14 protein-coding genes are annotated in these 20,049 nt (G+C 59.3%); 12 read left to right on the forward strand and 2 right to left on the reverse strand.

Going from position 1 to position 20,049, the window contains the following annotated elements:
* Nucleotides 1-3: 3 nt before the first annotated feature.
* Nucleotides 4-465, reverse strand: a complete 462-nt coding sequence (rnhA, locus tag OGM67_02225) for a ribonuclease HI (protein ID UYJ35174.1) — start codon at nucleotides 463-465, stop codon at nucleotides 4-6.
* 290 nt (nucleotides 466-755) lie between these two features.
* On the opposite strand from rnhA, the gene OGM67_02230 reads away from it, so the two are divergent.
* The 8 genes from OGM67_02230 (at nucleotide 756) to OGM67_02265 (ending at nucleotide 11,940) form a co-directional block, all read left to right on the forward strand.
* A complete protein-coding gene (locus tag OGM67_02230; GenBank protein UYJ35175.1) occupies nucleotides 756-2,756 on the forward strand; it encodes a ribonuclease J in 2,001 nt (666 codons plus the stop codon).
* A 113-nt stretch (nucleotides 2,757-2,869) separates the two neighbouring features.
* A complete protein-coding gene (locus tag OGM67_02235; protein ID UYJ35176.1) occupies nucleotides 2,870-4,837 on the forward strand; it encodes a DHH family phosphoesterase in 1,968 nt (655 codons plus the stop codon).
* A 30-nt stretch (nucleotides 4,838-4,867) separates the two neighbouring features.
* Nucleotides 4,868-5,314 (forward strand): 50S ribosomal protein L9, encoded by a 447-nt coding sequence (rplI, locus tag OGM67_02240; protein ID UYJ35177.1) that lies wholly within the window; start codon nucleotides 4,868-4,870, stop codon nucleotides 5,312-5,314.
* Nucleotides 5,315-5,336: 22 nt separating this feature from the next.
* Nucleotides 5,337-6,740 carry a replicative DNA helicase gene (gene dnaB / locus OGM67_02245; protein UYJ35178.1) on the forward strand — a complete coding sequence of 468 codons (1,404 nt, stop codon included), beginning with the start codon at nucleotides 5,337-5,339 and terminating at the stop codon, nucleotides 6,738-6,740.
* Between the two features lie 115 nt (nucleotides 6,741-6,855).
* Nucleotides 6,856-8,121: a tRNA lysidine(34) synthetase TilS gene (gene tilS / locus OGM67_02250; protein UYJ35179.1), complete on the forward strand. Its 1,266-nt coding sequence runs from the start codon at nucleotides 6,856-6,858 to the stop codon at nucleotides 8,119-8,121.
* 13 nt (nucleotides 8,122-8,134) lie between these two features.
* Nucleotides 8,135-8,677, forward strand: coding sequence for a hypoxanthine phosphoribosyltransferase (hpt, locus tag OGM67_02255; protein ID UYJ36179.1), 543 nt, complete (start codon nucleotides 8,135-8,137; stop codon nucleotides 8,675-8,677).
* Between the two features lie 100 nt (nucleotides 8,678-8,777).
* The gene (gene ftsH / locus OGM67_02260) at nucleotides 8,778-10,814 is read left to right on the forward strand and encodes an ATP-dependent zinc metalloprotease FtsH (protein ID UYJ36180.1); all 2,037 of its coding nucleotides are present in this window, start codon (nucleotides 8,778-8,780) and stop codon (nucleotides 10,812-10,814) included.
* 16 nt (nucleotides 10,815-10,830) lie between these two features.
* Nucleotides 10,831-11,940 (forward strand): hypothetical protein, encoded by a 1,110-nt coding sequence (locus OGM67_02265; GenBank protein ID UYJ35180.1) that lies wholly within the window; start codon nucleotides 10,831-10,833, stop codon nucleotides 11,938-11,940.
* Between the two features lie 70 nt (nucleotides 11,941-12,010).
* Here OGM67_02265 and OGM67_02270 read toward each other — a convergent pair whose 3' ends face one another.
* Nucleotides 12,011-12,979 carry an RluA family pseudouridine synthase gene (locus tag OGM67_02270; GenBank protein UYJ35181.1) on the reverse strand — a complete coding sequence of 323 codons (969 nt, stop codon included), beginning with the start codon at nucleotides 12,977-12,979 and terminating at the stop codon, nucleotides 12,011-12,013.
* Nucleotides 12,980-13,135: 156 nt separating this feature from the next.
* Between OGM67_02270 and OGM67_02275 the strand changes: the two genes are divergently transcribed.
* From OGM67_02275 to OGM67_02290, 4 genes are all read left to right on the forward strand, one after another.
* Complete coding sequence (locus OGM67_02275) at nucleotides 13,136-13,861, forward strand: DNA repair protein RadC (GenBank protein UYJ35182.1); 726 nt, start codon at nucleotides 13,136-13,138, stop codon at nucleotides 13,859-13,861.
* A 167-nt stretch (nucleotides 13,862-14,028) separates the two neighbouring features.
* Nucleotides 14,029-16,065, forward strand: coding sequence for an excinuclease ABC subunit UvrB (gene uvrB / locus OGM67_02280; protein ID UYJ35183.1), 2,037 nt, complete (start codon nucleotides 14,029-14,031; stop codon nucleotides 16,063-16,065).
* Between the two features lie 52 nt (nucleotides 16,066-16,117).
* Nucleotides 16,118-18,973, forward strand: coding sequence for an excinuclease ABC subunit UvrA (gene uvrA / locus OGM67_02285; GenBank protein ID UYJ36181.1), 2,856 nt, complete (start codon nucleotides 16,118-16,120; stop codon nucleotides 18,971-18,973).
* Nucleotides 18,974-19,110: 137 nt separating this feature from the next.
* A complete protein-coding gene (locus OGM67_02290; protein ID UYJ35184.1) occupies nucleotides 19,111-20,022 on the forward strand; it encodes an RluA family pseudouridine synthase in 912 nt (303 codons plus the stop codon).
* Nucleotides 20,023-20,049 lie beyond the last annotated feature (27 nt).

Below are 20,049 nucleotides of genomic sequence, written 5' to 3' on the forward strand. Positions count from 1 at the left end.
GGCTCAGGCCTGACGCCCGCCGTATTTTTTGCTCTGCTCCACGGCCATCCGGTCGCAGCGCTCGTTTTCGGGGTGGCCTGCGTGGCCCTTCAGCCAGTGGTAGGTGATCTCATGCTTTTCGCTCTCGGCCAGCAGCGGGGCCCACAGGTCCGGGTTCAAGGCAGGGGATTTGTCGGCCTTTTTCCACCCGCGTGCACGCCAGCCCTTGGCCCAGCCCTTCTGCAGGCTGTCGATGACATATTTGCTGTCGCTGTACAGGTCGATGGCGCAGGGCTCCTTGAGCTGGCGCAGCGCCTCCAGCAGGGCTGTCATCTCCATGCGGTTGTTGGTCGTGTTCGCCTCCCCGCCGGAAAGCTCCTTCTCATACACCTTCTGCGCCGTGCGAAACCGCAGGATCGCCCCCCAGCCGCCCGGCCCGGGGTTGCCGCTGCAGGCACCGTCCGTATAAATTTCAATCTGCTTCATGTGTTGCACTCCGAATTTCTGTCTATAATATTCTATTATACCCGCTTTGAAATCATATGGCAAGGGATTTGACATGGACGCCGATTCTGATTATAATAAGATGTAATTGCAATGTTGTGTGTTTTATCGGGCCTGGCCGCGTCTTTTCAGGCGGGCTTTCCGCGCCCATCTCATAGGCATAGGAGTGTAATCGCTCTGAAAAATACATAAATCGCAACCGTTTGACAGGGAGTTCGGTAGCTGCAGCAGGCAGGTATCAGCCCAGAAATACGATGATTCGGAGGTTTTCGATGGAAGAGTTTAAGCCAAAACGCAAAAATAACACCCAGCCTGTTCAGGCCGGACAGAATACCGGCCGTGCGCCGCAGCAGCGCCGTCCCCGCGCACCCAAGCCGCAGGGCGAGAATGCCGCTGCCCCCGCGCAGCATAAGCCGCGCACCCGCAAGCCGCGCCCGGCAGCCCCCGCCGCCGCAGAGCAATCCGCCGTGCAGAGCATCCCGGCTCCGCGGCCCCGCCGCCCGCGCCAGAGCAGCCAGAACGCTGCCGCCGGGCAGAATACCGCCCCGCGCCCCCAGCGCCGCGGCCGCCGCCCGCAGCGCGCAGCGGAGCCCTATGAGATGACCCCGGCCACCCCCATGCACATCTGCCCGCTGGGCGGCCTCGGTGAGGTCGGCAAAAACATTACGCTGTATGAATGCCAGGGGGATATGATCCTCGTGGACTGCGGACTTGTTTTCCCCGATGCTGATATGTTCGGCGTTGATCTGGTCATTCCGGATTTTACCTATGTGCTGGAAAATAAGGACCGCATCAAGGGTCTGTTCATCACCCACGGCCATGAGGATCACATCGGCAGTCTGCCGTACCTGCTCAAAAAATTCAATGTGCCGATCTACGCCGCCAAGCTGACCATCGGCCTGATCAAAAACAAGCTGGAGGAGCATGGTCTGGCGTCCAGCGCCATCTTCCATGAGATCCGCCCCCGCCAGAAGGTCACGCTGGGCTGCTTTACTGTGGAGCCCATCCATGTCAACCACTCCATCCCGGATTCGCTGGCCTTTGCCATCGACTGCCCGGCCGGCGTGGTCATCCATACCGGTGACTTCAAGGTCGATTATACGCCGCTGTCCGGTGACGCCGTCACCGACCTGCCCACCATTGCCGAGTACGGCCGCAGGGGCGTGCTGGCACTGCTGGCGGATTCCACCAACGCAGAGCGCCCCGGCTTTACCGCGACCGAGCAGACGGTTGCGGAAGGGGTGCGCCGCCTGTTTGCCAAGGCGGGCAAGCGCCGCATCATCGTGGCAACCTTTGCCTCCAACATCTACCGCGTGCAGCAGATCATTGATCTGGCCATTGAGTCGGGCCGCAAGGTGGCCGTCAGCGGCCGCAGCATGGTCTCCAACACCGAGATGGCGAAGGAGCTGGGCTACCTGCATGCCCCGGATAATGTGCTTATCACGATCGACGAGATCAACAAGTACCCGCCGGAAAAGGTCGTCCTCATCACCACCGGCAGTCAGGGCGAGCCGCTGAGCGCGCTCTCCCGCATGGCGCAGGCCAGCCACCGTCAGGTGCGCGTCGGCCCCAATGATTTTATCATCATCTCGGCCCGGCCCATCCCCGGCAATGAAAAGACCGTCACGAAGGTCGTCAACGGCCTGCTGACGCTGGGTGCCGAGGTCATCTACGAGAACATGTATGACACCCATGTATCCGGCCACGCCTGTCAGGAGGAGCAGAAGCTCATGTTGACGCTGGCGCATCCGCAGTTCTTCCTGCCGGTACACGGTGAGTTCAAGCAGCTCAAGCGCCACGCCGAGACGGCGGAGCATCTGGGTTATATCCCCAAGCAGAATATCTATATTGCCGAGAACGGCCAGAATATCCGCATCTCTGCGGACGGCATGACCGTTGAAAATACCGTCACGGCGGGCGCTGTGATGGTGGACGGCTACGGTGTCGGCGATGTCGGCAATGTGGTTCTGCGGGACCGCCACCATCTGTCGGAGGACGGCATCATCATCGTGACGGCCGCCATCGACGGCAGCAACGGGCAGGTGCTGTCCGGACCCGATCTCGTCAGCCGCGGCTTTGTCTATGTGCGCGAGAGCGAGGAACTGATGGAGGGGGCCCGCACGCAGGTCGAGATGGCCCTTGACCGCAGCCTCGCCGACAATATGCATGACTGGGCCAGCGTAAAGGCTCGTGTGCGGGAATCGCTGTCCAGCTATATTTACCGCCGCACCAAGCGCAGCCCGATGATCCTGCCGATTCTGCTGGAAGTATAAAGGCAACCCCGCACGATTTGCGCCTGCTGCTAAGCACCGCTCTGCGGATGCGGAACTTGAAATTGTGCGGCATGGACTAAATGCTTTTTCCTGATAGAACAGGGGAGTGTACGATGAAACACAAGGATGGTCTGGATACGGCCGCCGTCATGCTGCTGTTGCTTGCAGCGGTTGCCGTCATGGTCGTGCCGGTGGCACTGGTCAAGCCGCAGCTGCTGGCGATCCCTGCGGTGCTGATCCTCATTGCGCTGTGCGTGGTGCTTTATCAGCGCCGCCGTCTGCGCACCTTTCTGGCAAAGCAGCTCTGCAGCACGGACTTTGAGAACAGCCGCATCCAGTACAGTCTGACCAACCTGCCCATCGCTACCGTGCTTGTGAATGACGGGCGTATCCTGTGGTACAACGGCCACTTCAGAGAGCAGGTTCTCGATGACTGTGACGCCGTGACCCGCCCGGTGGACCGCGTTCTGCCGGAGCTGGATCTGGCCGTCTGCTCCCGCCCGCACGGGCAGGATCTGACGGTGGGGGAACGGCGCTTTACGGCGTACTCCGCCGCCGCCAAGGGCAGCCGCGGTGCCAGCCTTGTGTATCTGATCGATGATACCTTTTACAAGGAAACACTTGACGAGTATAATGAGAGCCGTCCTGCCTGCCTGATCATCGTCATTGACAGCTATGACGAGCTGTTTGACGATATGAAGGACAGCGAGCAGGCCAAGGAGCTGGAATCCATCAACAGCCTGCTGGAGGAGTATATCGGCCACAGCACCGGCTTTTTGCGCCGCGTTTCAAACAGCCGCTACATTGCAGTGGTCGAGGAACGCGATGTCCGCTGGATGCTGGAGGGGCGGTTCGACATTCTGGACAGGGTGCGCGCGCTGCATCCCGGCGGGCTTACAACTCTTTCCATCGGTGTCGGCCACGGCGGTAAGACGCTGCAGGAGTGTCACCAGATGGCGCGGGAGAGCATTGACATCGCCCTCGGCCGCGGCGGTGATCAGGCGGCTGTCAAAACGGTGGATGGCTTTGAATTTTACGGCGGCATTTCCCACGGCGTGGAGAAACGCAGCCATGTCCGCAGCCGCATCATAGCCAATGCACTGTGCGACCTGATCCGCCGCAGCGACAGCGTGATCATCATGGGCCACCGCATGTCCGATCTGGACGCGATCGGCTCGGCTATCGGTGCGCTGCGCATCTGCAAGATGTGCGGCGTCCCGGCGGTCATTGCCGTCAACAGCGAGGCAACACTGGCCGGGCCGCTGCTTAAAACCGTGATCGATGCAGGTGAGGGGCATGATTTTATTGCCCCGGATCAGACGCTGGATGTCATCACACCCAACACGCTGCTCATCGTGGTGGACACCTACCAGAAGCGCCTGCTTGAAAGCCAGAAAATCTACGAAAAATGCAGCCGCGTCGTTGTCATAGACCATCACCGTATGGCGGTGGGCCATATCGACAACCCGCTGCTGCTCTACCATGAGCCCTATGCATCCAGCGCCAGTGAGCTTGTGTGTGAGCTGCTGCAGTTCATGCCCAAGGAGAATAACATAACCCCGCTGGAGGCCAACGCATTGTTGGCAGGCATTATGCTCGACACACGCAGCTTTGCGCTGCATGTGGGTGTGCGCACCTTTGAGGCTGCCGCATGGCTGCGCAGCCGCGGCGCCCAGACTGCTGACACCAAGCTGCTCTTCAACACTTCTAAAGAGGAGTATGAGGCCCGTGCCCATATCGTGGAGGGGGCCTACATATACAAGGGCTGCGCGATAGCCCTGTCTGATGAGCTGGATGCCGGTATGAATGTTGTGCTGCCGATGGCGGCCAACGATCTGCTGACCATCAACGGTGTGGACGCCAGCTTTGTGGCAGTCGCCAAAAACGGCGGCGTCAATATCTCTGCGCGCAGTATGGGCGCGCTGAATGTGCAGGTCATTCTGGAGCCCCTGGGCGGCGGCGGTCATCTGATGATGGCGGGCGCCCAGCTGCAGAACTGCACACTGGAGGATGCGGAACATCGCATCCGTGAACAAATTGACCTGTACCGCGCGGCGCAAAAGGAAAATACCGCACGGTAACCGGGATATAAATTCGGGAGGGAAATCCTTATGAAGATCATTCTCAAACAGGACGTCAAGAGCATTGGCAAGAAAGATGAGATCCATGAAGTTTCGGACGGCTACGCCCGCAACTTTCTGTTCCCGCGCAATCTGGCAGCCCCCGCAGATGCTGCTGCCCTGAATCAGGCCCGCACCAAGAGCGAGGCCAAGGCCCACCACGAGGCCGAGGCCCGCGCTGCAGCCGAGGCCCTTGCCGCCAAGATCAAGGGCCAGACCGTTACCGCCAAGGTCAAGGGCGGTGCGTCCGGCAAGCTGTACGGCAAGGTCACCGGCAAGGAGGTCGCAGATCTGCTGACGGCCCTGACCGGCACCGAGATCGACAAGAAGAAGGTCGAGCTGCCCTCCGCCATCAAGGAGTTCGGCAGTTACGATGCCTCGGTGCGTCTGTACGCCGGTGTTGTCGCTCCCTTCAAGCTGAAGGTCGAGGAGCTGTAATTACTTTGCGGGAAGGGAGAGGATGTCCGCCATGCCGAAAAATGAGGAAGTAAGCCTGTCCAGCCTGGGCATCCAGATGCCCTACAATATGCAGGCCGAGCAGAGTGTGCTGGGTGCCGCGCTGATGGATGAGACGGTGCTGAACCGCCTGATCACAGACATGGAGCCCGAGATGTTCTACTCGGACCAGAACCGTGCCGTCTATGAGACGATGCGCGCGCTTTATACCGAGAGCGAGGCGGTCGATGTCATCACGCTGGTCAACGCTCTTGCCAACGGCGGGGCCTTTGCCAGCGCCGATGACGCCAAGGTCTACATCACCCGCATTGCCGAGACGGTGCCCGCCATCTCCAATGTTGATTCCTACTTCAAGATCGTCAAGGAGAAGTATCAGGCCCGCCGCCTGATCGATGCGGCCCGCGGTATCCTGAGCGAGACAGCCTCCGGCGAGGACGCCGATCTGCTGCTGGAAAGTGCTGAGCAGAAGATCTATGACATCCGCTCCGGCCGCGACAAGACCGGTGTCAAGACCATCCGCGAGTCCATTCTCGAGGTCATCGACACGATGCAGAAGCTCAGCGGTGCCGACCGCGATAAGTTCGCCGGCATTCCGACGGGCTTTAACTATCTGGATACCGTGCTGACCGGTCTGGGGCGGTCGGATCTGATCATTCTGGCCGCCCGCCCCGGTATGGGCAAGACCTCGTTTGCGCTGAACATTGCAACGAATGTGGCCCGCCAGCAGAAGATTCCCACGATCATCTTCAGTCTGGAGATGACCTGCGAGCAGCTGACGGATCGTATCCTTTCCAGCACGGCCAACATCGACAGTCAGGCGTTCCGTACCGGCCGTTTGAACAACTCCGACTGGAACGACTTTGCACAGGCAACCTCGCTGCTCTACAACGCCCCTATTTATATGGACGATTCCTCCGGTATTTCGGTGCCGGAGATCAAGGCGAAGATCCGCACGATCAATCAGGACCCCAAAAAAGAAAAGATAGGGCTGGTCATCATCGACTATCTGCAGCTGATGCAGAGCGCCAAGCGCACCGAGAGCCGCGTGCAGGAGATCAGTGACATAACCCGAAACCTGAAGATCATGGCCAAGGAACTGAATGTTCCGGTCATTGCGCTTTCGCAGCTGTCCCGTGCAGCGGAAAAAACGGCGGGCCGGTCTGACCACCGCCCCCAGCTGTCTGACCTGCGTGACTCCGGCTCGATCGAGCAGGACGCCGATATCGTGCTGTTCCTCTACCGTGCAGCCTACTATAACTCCCAGAATGGGGAGGACAGTCAGGCCAACGAGAATGAGGCCGAGTGCATTGTCGCCAAAAACCGCCACGGTGAGACGAGCGTTGTCCGCCTTGGCTGGGACGGCGCCCACACGCGGTTCAGCAATCTGGATGTGAGCCATGAATTCTGACGCAGAAAAAACAGTACAGCGTATGGAGGAGACTCTTTTGGCGGACTGCCGCCGACAGGGTCTGTTCAAGTCTGGCGACAGAGTCATTGCTGCCTGCTCCGGTGGGGCAGACTCAATGGCTTTGTTGCTTTTTTTGCTGCGCCACCGCCGCACACTTGAAATTGAGGTGCAGGCCACCCATGTCAACCACGGGATACGGGGCGCGGCCGCCGCGCGTGATGCTGATTTCGTGGCGGATTTCTGCCGCCAAAACGGTGTTGAGCTGTTCTTATATGATGCTGTGCAGGAGGGAATCGAGATTCCGCCCCACCCCAGTGAGGATTGGGCGCGCGGGCTGCGCTACGGCTGGTTTGACGAGCTGGCCGCCCGGCAGGAGGCTGTCATTGCCACTGCGCACACAATGTCTGATCAGGCCGAAACGGTGCTGTTTCGTCTGGCGCGGGGGACAGGCCTCCACGGGCTGGCGGGCATACCGCCGCGCCGCGGCTGCTATGTGCGGCCGATGCTCTGCCTGACCCGTGCCGATACCGAGGCATACTGCGCCGCGCTGGGGCAACACTACATACAGGACGAGACAAACGCCGAGGATGTTTACGCCCGCAACCGCATCCGCCACGATGCCATCCCGGCACTGCAATACGCAAACCCGGCAGCCGAACGCAGCATTGCCCGGCTCTGCCGCCAGATGCGCGCCATGGACGAGTGGCTTACGGCGGAGGCCGCCGCGCTTTTGCAGGCGGCCGCTGTACCGGGCGGCTATGATGCGGCCACCCTGCGCCGTGCAGAGGGACCGGTGCTGGACGCAGCGCTCCACGCGCTGGTCAGCCCCGTGCGCGATGCGGAGGAAAAGTATGTCAGTTTGCTTCGCTTTCTCGTTTTAAAGGGGGAGGGCGGCGTTCAGCTGACCCCGCAGGTGAACTATAAGCTCCGTGACGGAATGCTTGTCTGCCTGACGGGGGAGGGCGTGCAGAGGCTGCCCGCCCCGCCGCAGCCCTTTGAACCGGGCGCGTATCGCCTGCCGGGTGGTTATTTTGTGAAATTTCAGGTCGTAAAGTATGAAGAATTTCTAAAAAATCAACCAATTTTCAAAAAAGACTTAAACTGTTGCGCAGATTGTGCTAAAATACAAGGGAATGTTATTCTGCGCACAAGGCAGCCGGGGGATTTTTTCCGCCCGGCCGGACGCCATCTGCGCAAGACACTCAAAAAATATTACAATGAACTCGGCATTCCGCAGGCAGAGCGGCCGCTGCTGCCGCTGCTGGCGGACGGCAGCGAGGTACTGTGGCTGTGGGGCTGCGGCTTTGCCGAGGGATGCGCCCCCGATGAGTACACCCATGAGGTACTGACGGTGCGGACAGAGAAAACAGGGGAGGCATAATCCTATGCACAACATGGACAACGATATTGACCACATTCTTGTGCCGGAAGAAGAACTGAAAGCCAAAGTCACCGCACTGGGCGAGCAGATCACCCGCGATTATGAGGGAAAGGATCTGCTGATGGTTTCCATCCTGAAAGGCTCCGTTGTCTTTATGGCGGACCTGATGCGTGCAGTCAAGATGCCCTGCGCCATTGATTTTATGGTCGTTTCCAGCTACGGCGGCGCCAACACATCCTCGACCGGCCTTGTCAAGATCATCAAGGATCTTGATGCAGACCTGACCGGCAAGGATTTGCTGATCGTCGAGGATATTCTTGACACCGGCATCACGCTGTCCAAGCTGGTCCCGGTGCTGAAAATGCGCAATCCCAACAGCGTCAGGATCTGTACCATCCTCAGCAAGCCCAGCCGCCGCATGGCGGACATCGAGCCGGATTACTGCGGCTTTGAGGTCCCGGATGAATTTGTGGTCGGCTATGGCCTTGACTACGATGAAAAATACCGTAACCTGCCCTATGTAGGCGTACTCAAGCCGGAAGTATATTCCGACTGAGCCATAAAACCAAAATGCCCGGTGGCTACACCGGATAGGAGTTGATTTCTTGCAGCACAAACAACCGAAGTTCAGCGGCATCCTTGTGGTGGCCGTCCTGATGGTGTTGGTCCTGTTCTTCGTCAGCCTTTCGCCCCTGTTGGCAGCGTCCGGCAATAAAGACACGACCTACTCCGAAATCTATTACTACTTTGAAAACCAGCAGGTGACCTCGTTCCGTCTGGACTTGGGCACCGGCAGCCTTGAAATGTGGCTCAAGGAGGGCAAGGCTGCCCTGCCGGAGTCCAACGCAGCGACCACCATGCCCAGCGGCGGTCTGCTGAGCATGGGCAGCACGAACAACGATACGCTCCCCGCCAACGGCGGCACGGTCTATATGACCTACAAGCTGCCCTACGGCGGTGACTTCAACACCGGAAAGATCTCCGACTTTGTGGATGAATACAACGCTGCAAATCCGGATGCCCCTATGGTGTTTGACTATGTTGCTGCCAAGACCAGCGTGCCCTGGCTGGAGATCATCTTCTATGTGGCGATGATCGGCAGCATCGGTATGCTGTTCATGTCGATGTACCGCGGCGGTGCAGGCGGCGGCATCATGAATGTCGGCCGCGCCAAGGTCAAGGATCAGCAGGAAAACCAGCGCAAGGCAACCTTTGCCGATGTCGCCGGTGCTGACGAGGAAAAGGCCGAGCTGCAGGAGGTCGTTGAGTTCCTGAAGGCTCCCGGCAAGTTCAACTCTCTGGGTGCCCGCATCCCCCACGGCGTATTGCTGGTGGGCCCCCCGGGTACCGGTAAGACCCTGCTTGCGCGCGCCTGCGCCGGCGAGGCGGGGGTGCCGTTTTACGCGATTTCCGGCTCCGACTTCGTGGAAATGTATGTCGGTGTCGGTGCCTCCCGTGTGCGCGACCTTTTTGAAAAGGCAAAAAAGACGATGCCCTCCATCATCTTTATTGATGAGATCGATGCAGTGGGCCGTCAGCGCGGTGCAGGTCTCGGCGGCGGCCACGATGAGCGCGAGCAGACCCTGAACCAGCTGCTGGTTGAGATGGACGGCTTTGATGCCAACGATGGCGTCATCGTCATGGCCGCCACCAACCGCGCGGATATTCTGGATAAGGCGCTGCTGCGTCCCGGCCGTTTTGACCGTCAGGTCTATGTCGGCCTGCCCGATGTGAAGGGCCGTGAGGAGATTCTCCGCGTCCATACCAAGAACAAACCCCTCGGCCCCGATGTGAGCCTCAAGACGATTGCCCGCTCCACCGCCGGCTTCTCCGGCGCTGATCTGGAGAACCTCGTCAACGAAGCTGCGCTGCTGGCCGCCCGTCAGGGCAAGAAGGCCATCACCGAGAAGGAGATTGAGGAAGCCTCGGTCAAGGTCATGATGGGCCCTGAGAAAAAGAGCCATGTTGTCACCGATGAGGAGCGCCGCCTGACTGCCTATCATGAGACAGGCCACGCCATCACGGGCTACTTCAGCAAGCACCATGACCCGGTACACCAGATCAGCATCATCTCCCGCGGCGGCGCGGGCGGCTATACGATGTACCTGCCGGAAAAGGATCCCAGCTATATCACCAAGACCGCAATGTTTGAAAATATCGTGACGCTGCTGGGCGGCCGCGTGGCAGAGCAGCTTGTGCTGGAGGATATTTCCACCGGTGCATCCAGCGATCTGCAGCGCGCCACCGATACGGCCCGCGCCATGGTCACGCGGTACGGCTTCTCTGAGCGGATGGGTCCGGTTGTCTACGGCAGCGATCCCGGCGAGACCTTCCTGGGCCGTGATTTCGGTCAGGGAAAGGGCTATTCCGAGGCCATCGCCTCCGAAATCGACAACGAGATCCGCGATATTGTGGATGAGGCCTATGAGACGGCCCGCCGCACCCTGACCGAGCACATGGACGAACTGCACAAGGTGGCAGGCGTCCTGATGGAGCGCGAGAAGATCAGCGGCGAGGAGTTCAAGACGCTGATGGAGGGCGGGACCCTGCCGCCCTATGACATCGCCAGCGGTGAGACCGCCAAGCCCGAAGCACCTGCGCCGGAAAATGCAGAACCTGTGCAGCCTGCCGAACAACCCGCAACCCCGCAGCCTGCCGAGCCGGACAATGCCCAGCCCGACACGCAAGAGTAAAGAGTAGGTGTAAACTATGGATCAGAATTTTACCCTGATGGCGCAGTCCCGCGCAAACTATTACACGGCTGGCAGCCCGGTGCAGTTCGTGCGTGTCGAACTGCTGAAAGGCGATATGACCGGCGAGGTCGCAGTCTGCCTGACCTTCAAGAATGTCGGCACCGAGCCGCTGACCGGTCTGGTTGTCCACTTCAAATGCAAGGATGCCGCAGGTCAGGTCCTGTGTGAGGATGACTTCTACTATGAGCAGCTCAACGCCCAGCCCGGCGCTGTGTTCGGCAGTGATGATGCCGTTTATGTCAGCGATACGCCGGTCTCCAGCGTTGAGGTCGAGCAGGACCGCGCCTTCCTGAACGGCCGCGGCGTTGACCTGCGCAGCTATAAGCGTGTGCGCCTCAACCTGCCCCGTGTACTGCCCGGCTCCATTGCCAAGACGCTGCAGCAGCGCACCGGCAATGCCCAGCTGACCTGCGTACCCCAGGATAACGAGTACGGCTGGTTCTGCGCCTGCGGCGCGTTCCATCCCAATGAGGAAAACACCACCGTCTGCTCGGAGTGCGGCGGTGACCGCGCCTCCATCAAGGCTACGCTGACCTCCATTCTGGAGGAGGCTCGTCAGGCGGTGGAGCGCCAGCAGCAGGAGGTTAATTCTGTTGCCAGCAGTGTAGCGCCCCAGCCTCAGGTACAGCCGACCCCGGCCGCCAGCGATCCGCGTGCCACGGCAGCTGCTGTGCAGGCCGCCATCACCGGCCAGCAGGAGATCCCGCCGCAGCAGGCCTATGAGCCCGAGCAGGCTACCGCTGCCTTTGAGCCGCAGTCCGAGGACGATGAGGACGAGGAGGCCGAGCGTGTGCGCCGTTATGCCCCCAAGGGCCGTCTGTTTGACGATGAGGACGATGATGAGGGCACCCAGATGTTCGATTCCGAGGATCTGGATTATGACGATGATGACGATTACGAGGACCGCAAAAAGTCCAAGAAGCGCGGTCGCTACGCCGATGACGACGAGACCAGCGAGGATGATGTCATGGCAGAGCGCATCATTCGTCTGGCACCGCCTATCACGGCCATCACCTGCGCACTGATCGTAGCGCTTTCTCTGGTATACCATTTCGTTCTGGCATAAAAAGTTGCCGGGCCGTCTCCCTGAAGTGGGGACGGCCCGGCATTTTTCTTTTAAATAATGGCGCGGCGTATTACCGCTCCGCCGTCAGGCGGTCAAAGGTTCTGACAATCTCGGGGTCATTCAGCTTGATGACCTTTCCGGAGAGGTAGTGCAGTGTGTTCTCCTCCGGAATGCGCCCAAAGGTGAGCCGCTGGGCACAGAGCGCCTGCGTTTTAAGCCCGGTGCGCTCGTTCATCTTGCGGTTGCCGTACTTGATGTCGCCAAGCACAGGGTGGCCCAGATATGCGAGATGCGCACGGATCTGGTGGGTGCGTCCCGTAATCAGCCCGATACGGCAGAGCGCAAAGGGACCCGCCTGACGAATTACCGTAACCTCCGTGATGATCTGCTTATAGCCCTCGCTCTCCCGCGCATGGATGCGCACTTTGTTGCCTTTTTCACTGTGCTGCAGCCACGCTATAAAGCGACCCTGCGGCGGCGCTCCCACCGTGATAGTCAGATATTCCTTGCGCATCATATCATCGCGGATGATGGCGTTCAGATCCCGCAGCGCGGTATAGCTTTTAGCTGCCAGCACCAGCCCCTCGGTGCCGCGGTCGAGGCGGTTGCAGAGCGCCGGCGCAAACCGCTTTTCGGCGCGGGGGTCATATTCACCCTTGCTTTCCAGATACGCTGCAAAGGCATCAACAAGATTGGGGTCACCGGTACGGTCGCTGTGGCAGAGCAAGTGGGCAGGCTTGTACAGCACGGCAAAGTTGTCATCCTCATACACCACCGTAACAGGGGGCTGCTTTTTGGGCGGCTTGGACGTTTTTACTGCAGTGCCGCCCGCCGGGAAAAACTCATCATTGATATACATCTCGATCAGGTCACCGGTCTGCAGCCGGGTGTCAGGCTCGGCGCGCTTGCCGTTGACCTTGATGCGCTTGTTGCGGAACGCCTTGTACATCATGCTGCGGGGCATGTCCTTAGTCACACCCTCGACAAAACGGCTCAGACGAACGCCGTTCTCATTCGGTCCTGCGGTAAAACTTTTCATCGTATCCTCACTATGCTCATAAAACAGCCCGCACAATTCCGCGCTGCGGTATGGCTTTAGAATTACTCGGGATTCTACTTGATAAAATGGTTGGCAAACGCCTTTATAGAGTATATAATAAAATCAGTAAAAGGTAAAGACAGGGGATGAGAAAAAATGGCAGCGAGCAACCTGCACGAAAACCACCGCGCGCGGATGCAGGCCCGCGTGGAGCGCGACGGTTTGGAGAGCTTGGCGGAACATGAAGCGCTGGAATATCTGCTGTACCTTTCTATCCCGCGCATGGATACCAATGAATTGGCACACCGCCTGATCGAGCATTTTGGTGATTTCTGCAAGGTCATGGAGGCTGAGCCGGAGGAGCTGGCGCAGGTAGATGGCATCGGCCCCAAAAGCGCCCATCTGATCTCGACCGTCATGGCGTACAGCCGCTATTATACCTTGAAAAAGCGCGTCACACGCCAGTCGCTGCGCAAGGCAGAGTCTGCCATTGAATATGTCAAGCCGCTGTTCCGCGGTATCCAGAATGAACAGCTCTATCTGATCCTGCTGGATGATGCCTGCCGCCCCATGCAGGACCTGCGCATTGCCGAGGGGGTGCCAAACCGTGTTACGGTTGACACCCGCAAGCTGCTGCGGGCCGTGGCGCGCACCAACTCGACCTGCGGGATTCTGGCCCATAATCATCCCTCCGGGCTGGCGCTGCCATCGGAGGCTGACCGCCTGACGACCTACCGCATCATGGAGGTCACCGGCCAGCTTGGCTTTACAATCATAGACCATATTATTGTGGCGGGGGAGGATGCCTGCTCGATGCTCATGCGTGGCAGCCTGCCGGAATACCGTGCGGACGGCGGCGTTGTGCAAGCCGCAAGCCGATAACGCCCTTTTCATCAAAGCATATTACCTGCCCCGCGCCCTGCCGCCCAAACCGGCAGGGCGCATTTTCAGGCCCCCTGCGTACAAAATATAGACAGGGGGCTTTACAGGGGAAAGGTGTCGTGTTATAATCAACATACAACTAATTGTTGTATGCGAAAGGATGCGCTATGGAAGAGCAGCAGTTTCATTTACAGGCACCGTTCCAGCCGACCGGTGATCAGCCTCAGGCAATCGAGGCTTTGGTGAAGGGGATTGAGGAGGGCGACAGCGCCCAGACCCTGCTGGGTGTCACAGGCTCGGGCAAGACCTTCACAATGGCGAACATCATCGCACGGTGCAACCGCCCCACACTGATTCTGGAGCCAAACAAAACGCTGGCAAGCCAGATCTGTACCGAGATGCGCAGCTTTTTCCCGGACGATGCGGTGGAGTATTTCGTCTCCTACTATGACTACTACCAGCCCGAGGCTTATATCCCTTCCACCGACACCTATATAGAGAAGGACAGCGCCATCAATGACGAGATCGACCGCTTGCGCCACTCAGCTACGGCCGCGCTGTCGGAGCGGCGCAATGTCATCATTGTGGCATCGGTATCCTGCATCTACTCGCTGGGTGACCCCATTGACTACCGCAGCATGGTCATCAGCCTGCGCCCCGGTATGCAGATGGAGCGTGATGTACTTTGCAGCCGACTGGTCAAGTTGCAGTATGAGCGCAATGATATGAACTTCATCCGGAACAAATTCCGCGTAAAAGGGGATACGGTGGACATTCATCTGGCCTACAACGACGAGTACGCCATCCGGGTAGAGTTCTTTGGCGACGAGATCGACCGCATCATTGAATTTGACCCACTGACGGGCGAGCATAAAAATGTGGTGCGCCATGTGGCTATCTTCCCGGCCAGCCACTACATCGTCGGGCCTGAGAAGATGCAGGAGGGATTGAAAAAGATCCGCACAGAGATGGAGCAGCAGGTCCAAAAATTTACCGAGGAGGGCAAGCTGCTGGAGGCCCAGCGAATCCAGCAGCGCACCAACTACGACATGGAAATGCTGCAGGAGGTGGGCATGTGCAAGGGTATCGAGAACTACTCTGCCGTGCTGTCCGGCCGTGCGCCGGGCTCGACCCCGACAACGCTGCTGGATTATTTCCCGGATGATTTCCTTTTGATGGTCGATGAGAGCCATGTCATGCTGCCTCAGGTGCGCGGCATGTTCGGCGGTGACTACAGCCGCAAAAAAACGCTGGTGGAATACGGCTTCCGTCTGCCGTCCGCCTTTGACAACCGTCCGCTGAAATTTGAGGAATTCGAGGCAAAGATTCATCAAAAGATATTTGTCTCCGCCACGCCGGGCGAATACGAGCGTCAGCATTCCAGCCGTGTGGCAGAGCAGGTCATCCGTCCGACCGGCCTGCTCGACCCGGTCATTATGGTGCGCCCGGTCGATGGTCAGATCGAGGATCTGCTGGGCGAGATACGCACCCGCATTGAACGCGGTGAGCGCGCTCTGGTCACAACGCTGACCGTCAAGATGGCCGAGGATCTGACCGATTATCTGGAGGAGCACGGCGTTAAAACCAAATATATGCACCATGAGGTGGATACCTTTGAACGAATGGAGATCATCAAGGATCTGCGCGTTGGTGCCATTGATGTGATCGTAGGCATCAACCTGCTGCGCGAGGGACTTGACCTGCCGGAGGTTTCGCTGATTGCGATCCTCGATGCCGACAAGGAGGGCTTCCTGCGCAGCGAGACGAGCCTGATTCAGACCATCGGCCGCGCGGCCCGCAACGCAAACGGCGTAGTGCTGATGTACGCCGATGAGGTGACACCCAGCATGGAGCGTGCTATCACCGAGACCGAGCGCCGCCGCGCGATTCAGGACGCATACAACAAAGAACACGGCATCACGCCGAAAACCATCGTCAAGGCCATCGGCGGCGGGCTGGAAATCAGCATGAGCGAGGAAAACAAGCGGATGCGCCAGCACCGCATGAGCCGCGCCGAGCGTCAGCAGACCATTGAGCGGCTGACCAAGGAGATGAAGGAGGCCGCCCGCCTGCTGCAATTTGAGCTGGCCGCCCAGCTGCGCGATGAGATCCAGCGTCTGGAACGAGGCGAGGACCCCACCACGGCTGACACCAGCGAGCGCAGAGCTGCTGCCAAAACACGAAAGGGCAGGAGGAAAAAGTAAATTGAGTACCGTACCCGAAAAAACGCCTGCAAAACGCAATTCAAAAATCAAGATCGACCCGAACAACCGCATTGTCATCAAGGGCGCGCGGGAGCATAACCTGAAAAATGTTGACTTGACGCTGCCGCGTGACAAGCTGATCGTCATGACCGGTCTGTCCGGCTCCGGCAAGTCGAGCCTTGCCTTTGACACGATCTTTGCGGATGGTCAGCGCCGCTATATGGAAAGCCTTTCCAGTTACGCCCGCCAGTTTCTGGGGCAGATGGAAAAGCCGGATGTAGATGAGATCACCGGCCTTTCCCCGGCCATCTCGATCGACCAAAAGACCACAAGCCACAACCCGCGCTCTACCGTGGGCACGGTGACCGAGATCTATGACTACCTGCGCCTGATGTACGCCCGCATCGGTGTGCCGCATTGCCCTATCTGCGGGCGCGAGATCACACAGCAGACTGTGGACGAGATGGTGGACGAGGTGCTGAAGCTGCCGGAGCGCACCCGCTTTCAGGTGCTGGCCCCGGTCGTGCGTGCCCGCAAGGGTACGCAGGCAAAGGAGCTGGATGCGGCCCGCCGCGCCGGCTTTGCCCGCGTGCGGATCGACGGCAATATGTACGATCTGAGCGAGGAAATCAGCCTTGAAAAGAACATCAAGCACACGGTCGAAATCGTGGTAGACCGCCTTGTCATCAACGATACGGTCCGCGGCCGTCTGGCTGATTCCATCGAGACCGCGCTGGCGCAGGCCAACGGACTGGTCGTTATTGATGTCATCGGCGGCGAGCCGATGATGTTCAGCCAGAGCTATGCCTGCCCTGAGCATGGTGTCTCGGTCGAGGAGCTGACCCCCCGGATGTTCAGCTTCAACAACCCCTTCGGTGCCTGCGAAAAATGCACCGGCCTCGGCACCTTTATGAAGGTAGACCCCGCCCGCGTCATTCCCGACAAGCGCAAGTCCATCCGTGAAAGCGCTATCAAGGCCAGCGGCTGGTATTATGCCGAGGGTTCGATCTCCGAGATGACCTACAACGCACTCGGCAAGCGGTACGGCTTTACGCTCGATACTCCCATCAAGGATTTCAGCAAGGAGGCTCTGCATGCCCTGCTGTACGGCACCGGTGAGGAGCGCATCGAGATGCAGCGTGAGAGCATGTTCGGCTCCGGCACCTACTACAACCAGTTTGAGGGCATCGTCCCCAACCTTGAGCGCCGCTTCCGCGAGACAAGCAGCGAGTGGGTCAAGGAAGAAATCGCCCTCGTCATGTCCAGCGAGGTTTGCCCGGCCTGCCACGGCCGCCGCCTGAAGCCGACCAGCCTGGCTGTCACGGTGGGCGGCATCAACATCTCTGACTTCTGTGAGAAAAGTGTCAACGAGGAACTGGAGTTTATCAGCACGGCCAAGGTCAGTGCCCGCGATGAGATGATCGGTGCGCCGATCTTTAAAGAGGTGAGGGAGCGGCTTGGCTTTCTGAAAAGTGTTGGCCTTGGCTACCTGACGCTATCCCGCGGTGCAGCATCCCTGTCCGGCGGTGAGAGCCAGCGCATCCGTCTGGCAACCCAGATCGGCAGTGCCCTGACCGGTGTGCTGTATGTGCTGGATGAGCCGAGCATCGGTCTGCACCAGCGTGACAATGATAAGCTGATCGCCACGATGAAGCGTCTGCGCGACCTTGGCAACACCCTGATCGTGGTGGAGCATGACGAGGATACGATGCGCCAGGCGGATTATATTGTGGATGTCGGCCCCGGTGCCGGCGTCCACGGCGGTGAGATCGTAGCCGCCGGCAGTGTGGCGGATATCTGCAAGGTCAAGCGCAGTATCACCGGTGCATACCTCTCGGGCCGCAAATATGTCGAGGTGCCCGAAGCGCGGCGTCCCGGCAATGGGAAATTCCTGCGCATCGTCAAAGCACATGAAAATAACCTGCAGGACATCACGGTGGATTTCCCGCTGGGCAAGATGATCTGTGTCACGGGTGTGTCCGGCTCCGGCAAGTCCACCCTTGTCAATGAGATCCTGTATAAAACGCTGGCAGCCTCGCTCAACGGTGCCCGCAGCCGCCCCGGCCAATGTGAGGAGGTTCAGGGCATGGAGTGGGTCGATAAGGTCATCGGCATTGACCAGTCGCCCATCGGGCGCACCCCGCGCTCCAACCCGGCTACCTATACCGGCGTGTTCGGGGACATCCGCAGCCTGTTTGCCAACACACAGGACGCCAAGATGCGCGGCTATGGACCGGGACGGTTCAGCTTCAATGTCAAGGGCGGCCGGTGCGAGGCCTGCGAGGGCGGCGGCATCCTGACCATCGAGATGCACTTCCTGCCCGATATTTATGTGCCCTGCGATGTCTGCAAGGGCAAGCGCTACAACCGCGAAACACTTGAGGTCAAGTACAAGGATAAGAATATCTCCGATGTGCTGGACATGACGGTGGAGGAGGCCTGCGTATTCTTCGCCAATATCCCGAAGATCGCACGCAAGCTGCAGACGCTGCAGGAGGTCGGTCTGGGTTATATTCAGTTAGGACAGGCAGCCACAACGCTTTCGGGCGGCGAAGCCCAGCGCGTCAAGCTTGCCAATGAGCTGGCCCGCCGTGATACCGGCCAGACCGTCTATATTCTGGACGAGCCCACCACCGGTCTGCATGTGGCGGATGTTCACCGCCTTGTCAAGGTGCTGGATAAGCTGGTCGATGCAGGCAACACGGTCATCGTGATCGAGCATAACCTCGATGTCATCAAGCGCGCGGATTATATCATTGACCTCGGCCCGGAGGGCGGCAGCGGCGGCGGTACCATCGTGGCCACCGGTACCCCGGAGGAGGTCGCGCAAAACCCCGACTCCTTTACCGGGCAATACCTCAAGCCGGTGCTGGAGCGGGCAGCAGAACTTAAACAATCACAAAAATAACACGGACAGCTCTCCTGCGGGAGAGCTGTTTTTTGCTGTGCCATTTTTTTGCGCGCACCATTCCATACATTGGGATTTGCATACGGCGCGGTTTTGTGGTATAATACCCGCAAGTAGGCTTTAAGGAGGGCGGCACTGTGACCGTTTTGCGATATACCGTGCCGCCGGAAAACGATGGCTGCCGACTGGGGCTCTTTCTGCGGATGCAGGGGGTTACGGCCGGGCTGATCAAATCCGTCAAGTATGACGGGGACGGCTTTTTTGCCGATGACCGCGCCATCCGCACGAATGAGCCGGTGCATACCGGCCAGTGTATCCGCTTCGCGCTCCCACCAGAGCGGGAGACAAGCGTTGTACCGCAGCCTGTGCCGTTTTCCGTTGCCTATGAGGATGCGTTTGCCGCCGTGCTGGACAAGCCGGCCGGCATTGCCGTACACCCCACACTGAATTACCCGGACGGCACGCTGGCCAACGGCTGGCTGTACCGGCTGCATCAGCAGGGGAAGGACGGTATTTTCCGTCCTGTAAACCGCATTGATAAAAACACAAGCGGACTGGTGCTCTGCGCGCAGAACGCTTTTGCTGCCCCGCTGCTGGCAGGCAGCGCCCGTAAATGCTATCTTGCGATCGTGGAGGGCACGATGCCGCTCGGTCCGGGCCGTATCGAGGCCCCCATTGCGCGGCGCGGTGATTCGATCATCGGCCGCTGCGTGCGCGCGGACGGTAAGTACAGCCTGACCGAATACACGGTCTTGGCTGCAGGGCACGGCCACAGTCTGGTTGCCTGCATACCGCGCACCGGCCGCACCCACCAGATCCGGGTACACATGGCCCACATCGGCCACCCGCTGGCAGGCGATTCTCTCTACGGCGGCTCGGATAAAATGATTGCCCGCCATGCGCTGCACTGCGGAATCATCTGCTTTGCACACCCGCTGACAGCAAAAATCGTCCGGGTCGAGAGCGCACTGCCTGCCGATATGACCGCACTGGCCGAAGTTGAAAACCTGCTGCAGGGCTGGACCCTGATGCAGCTGCCCTGTGAGTGAGGGCTGCAAAACCGCTTCACACGGAAA

Source organism: Oscillospiraceae bacterium (assembly GCA_025757985.1).
Classification (GTDB): Bacteria; Bacillota; Clostridia; order Oscillospirales; family Ruminococcaceae; genus Gemmiger.

What these genes read in the sequence shown, in the direction of transcription:
- OGM67_02265 (UYJ35180.1), top strand. Translation starts at nt 10,831, where the DNA reads ATGGATCAGAATTTTACCCTGATGGCGCAGTCCCGCGCAAACTATTAC.
- dnaB (UYJ35178.1), top strand. Translation starts at nt 5,337, where the DNA reads ATGTCCGCCATGCCGAAAAATGAGGAAGTAAGCCTGTCCAGCCTGGGC.
- OGM67_02270 (UYJ35181.1), bottom strand. Translation starts at nt 12,979, where the DNA reads ATGAAAAGTTTTACCGCAGGACCGAATGAGAACGGCGTTCGTCTGAGC.
- hpt (UYJ36179.1), top strand. Translation starts at nt 8,135, where the DNA reads ATGGACAACGATATTGACCACATTCTTGTGCCGGAAGAAGAACTGAAA.
- rnhA (UYJ35174.1), bottom strand. Translation starts at nt 465, where the DNA reads ATGAAGCAGATTGAAATTTATACGGACGGTGCCTGCAGCGGCAACCCC.
- OGM67_02275 (UYJ35182.1), top strand. Translation starts at nt 13,136, where the DNA reads ATGGCAGCGAGCAACCTGCACGAAAACCACCGCGCGCGGATGCAGGCC.
- rplI (UYJ35177.1), top strand. Translation starts at nt 4,868, where the DNA reads ATGAAGATCATTCTCAAACAGGACGTCAAGAGCATTGGCAAGAAAGAT.
- uvrB (UYJ35183.1), top strand. Translation starts at nt 14,029, where the DNA reads ATGGAAGAGCAGCAGTTTCATTTACAGGCACCGTTCCAGCCGACCGGT.
- OGM67_02230 (UYJ35175.1), top strand. Translation starts at nt 756, where the DNA reads ATGGAAGAGTTTAAGCCAAAACGCAAAAATAACACCCAGCCTGTTCAG.
- tilS (UYJ35179.1), top strand. Translation starts at nt 6,856, where the DNA reads ATGGCTTTGTTGCTTTTTTTGCTGCGCCACCGCCGCACACTTGAAATT.
- ftsH (UYJ36180.1), top strand. Translation starts at nt 8,778, where the DNA reads ATGGTGTTGGTCCTGTTCTTCGTCAGCCTTTCGCCCCTGTTGGCAGCG.
- OGM67_02235 (UYJ35176.1), top strand. Translation starts at nt 2,870, where the DNA reads ATGAAACACAAGGATGGTCTGGATACGGCCGCCGTCATGCTGCTGTTG.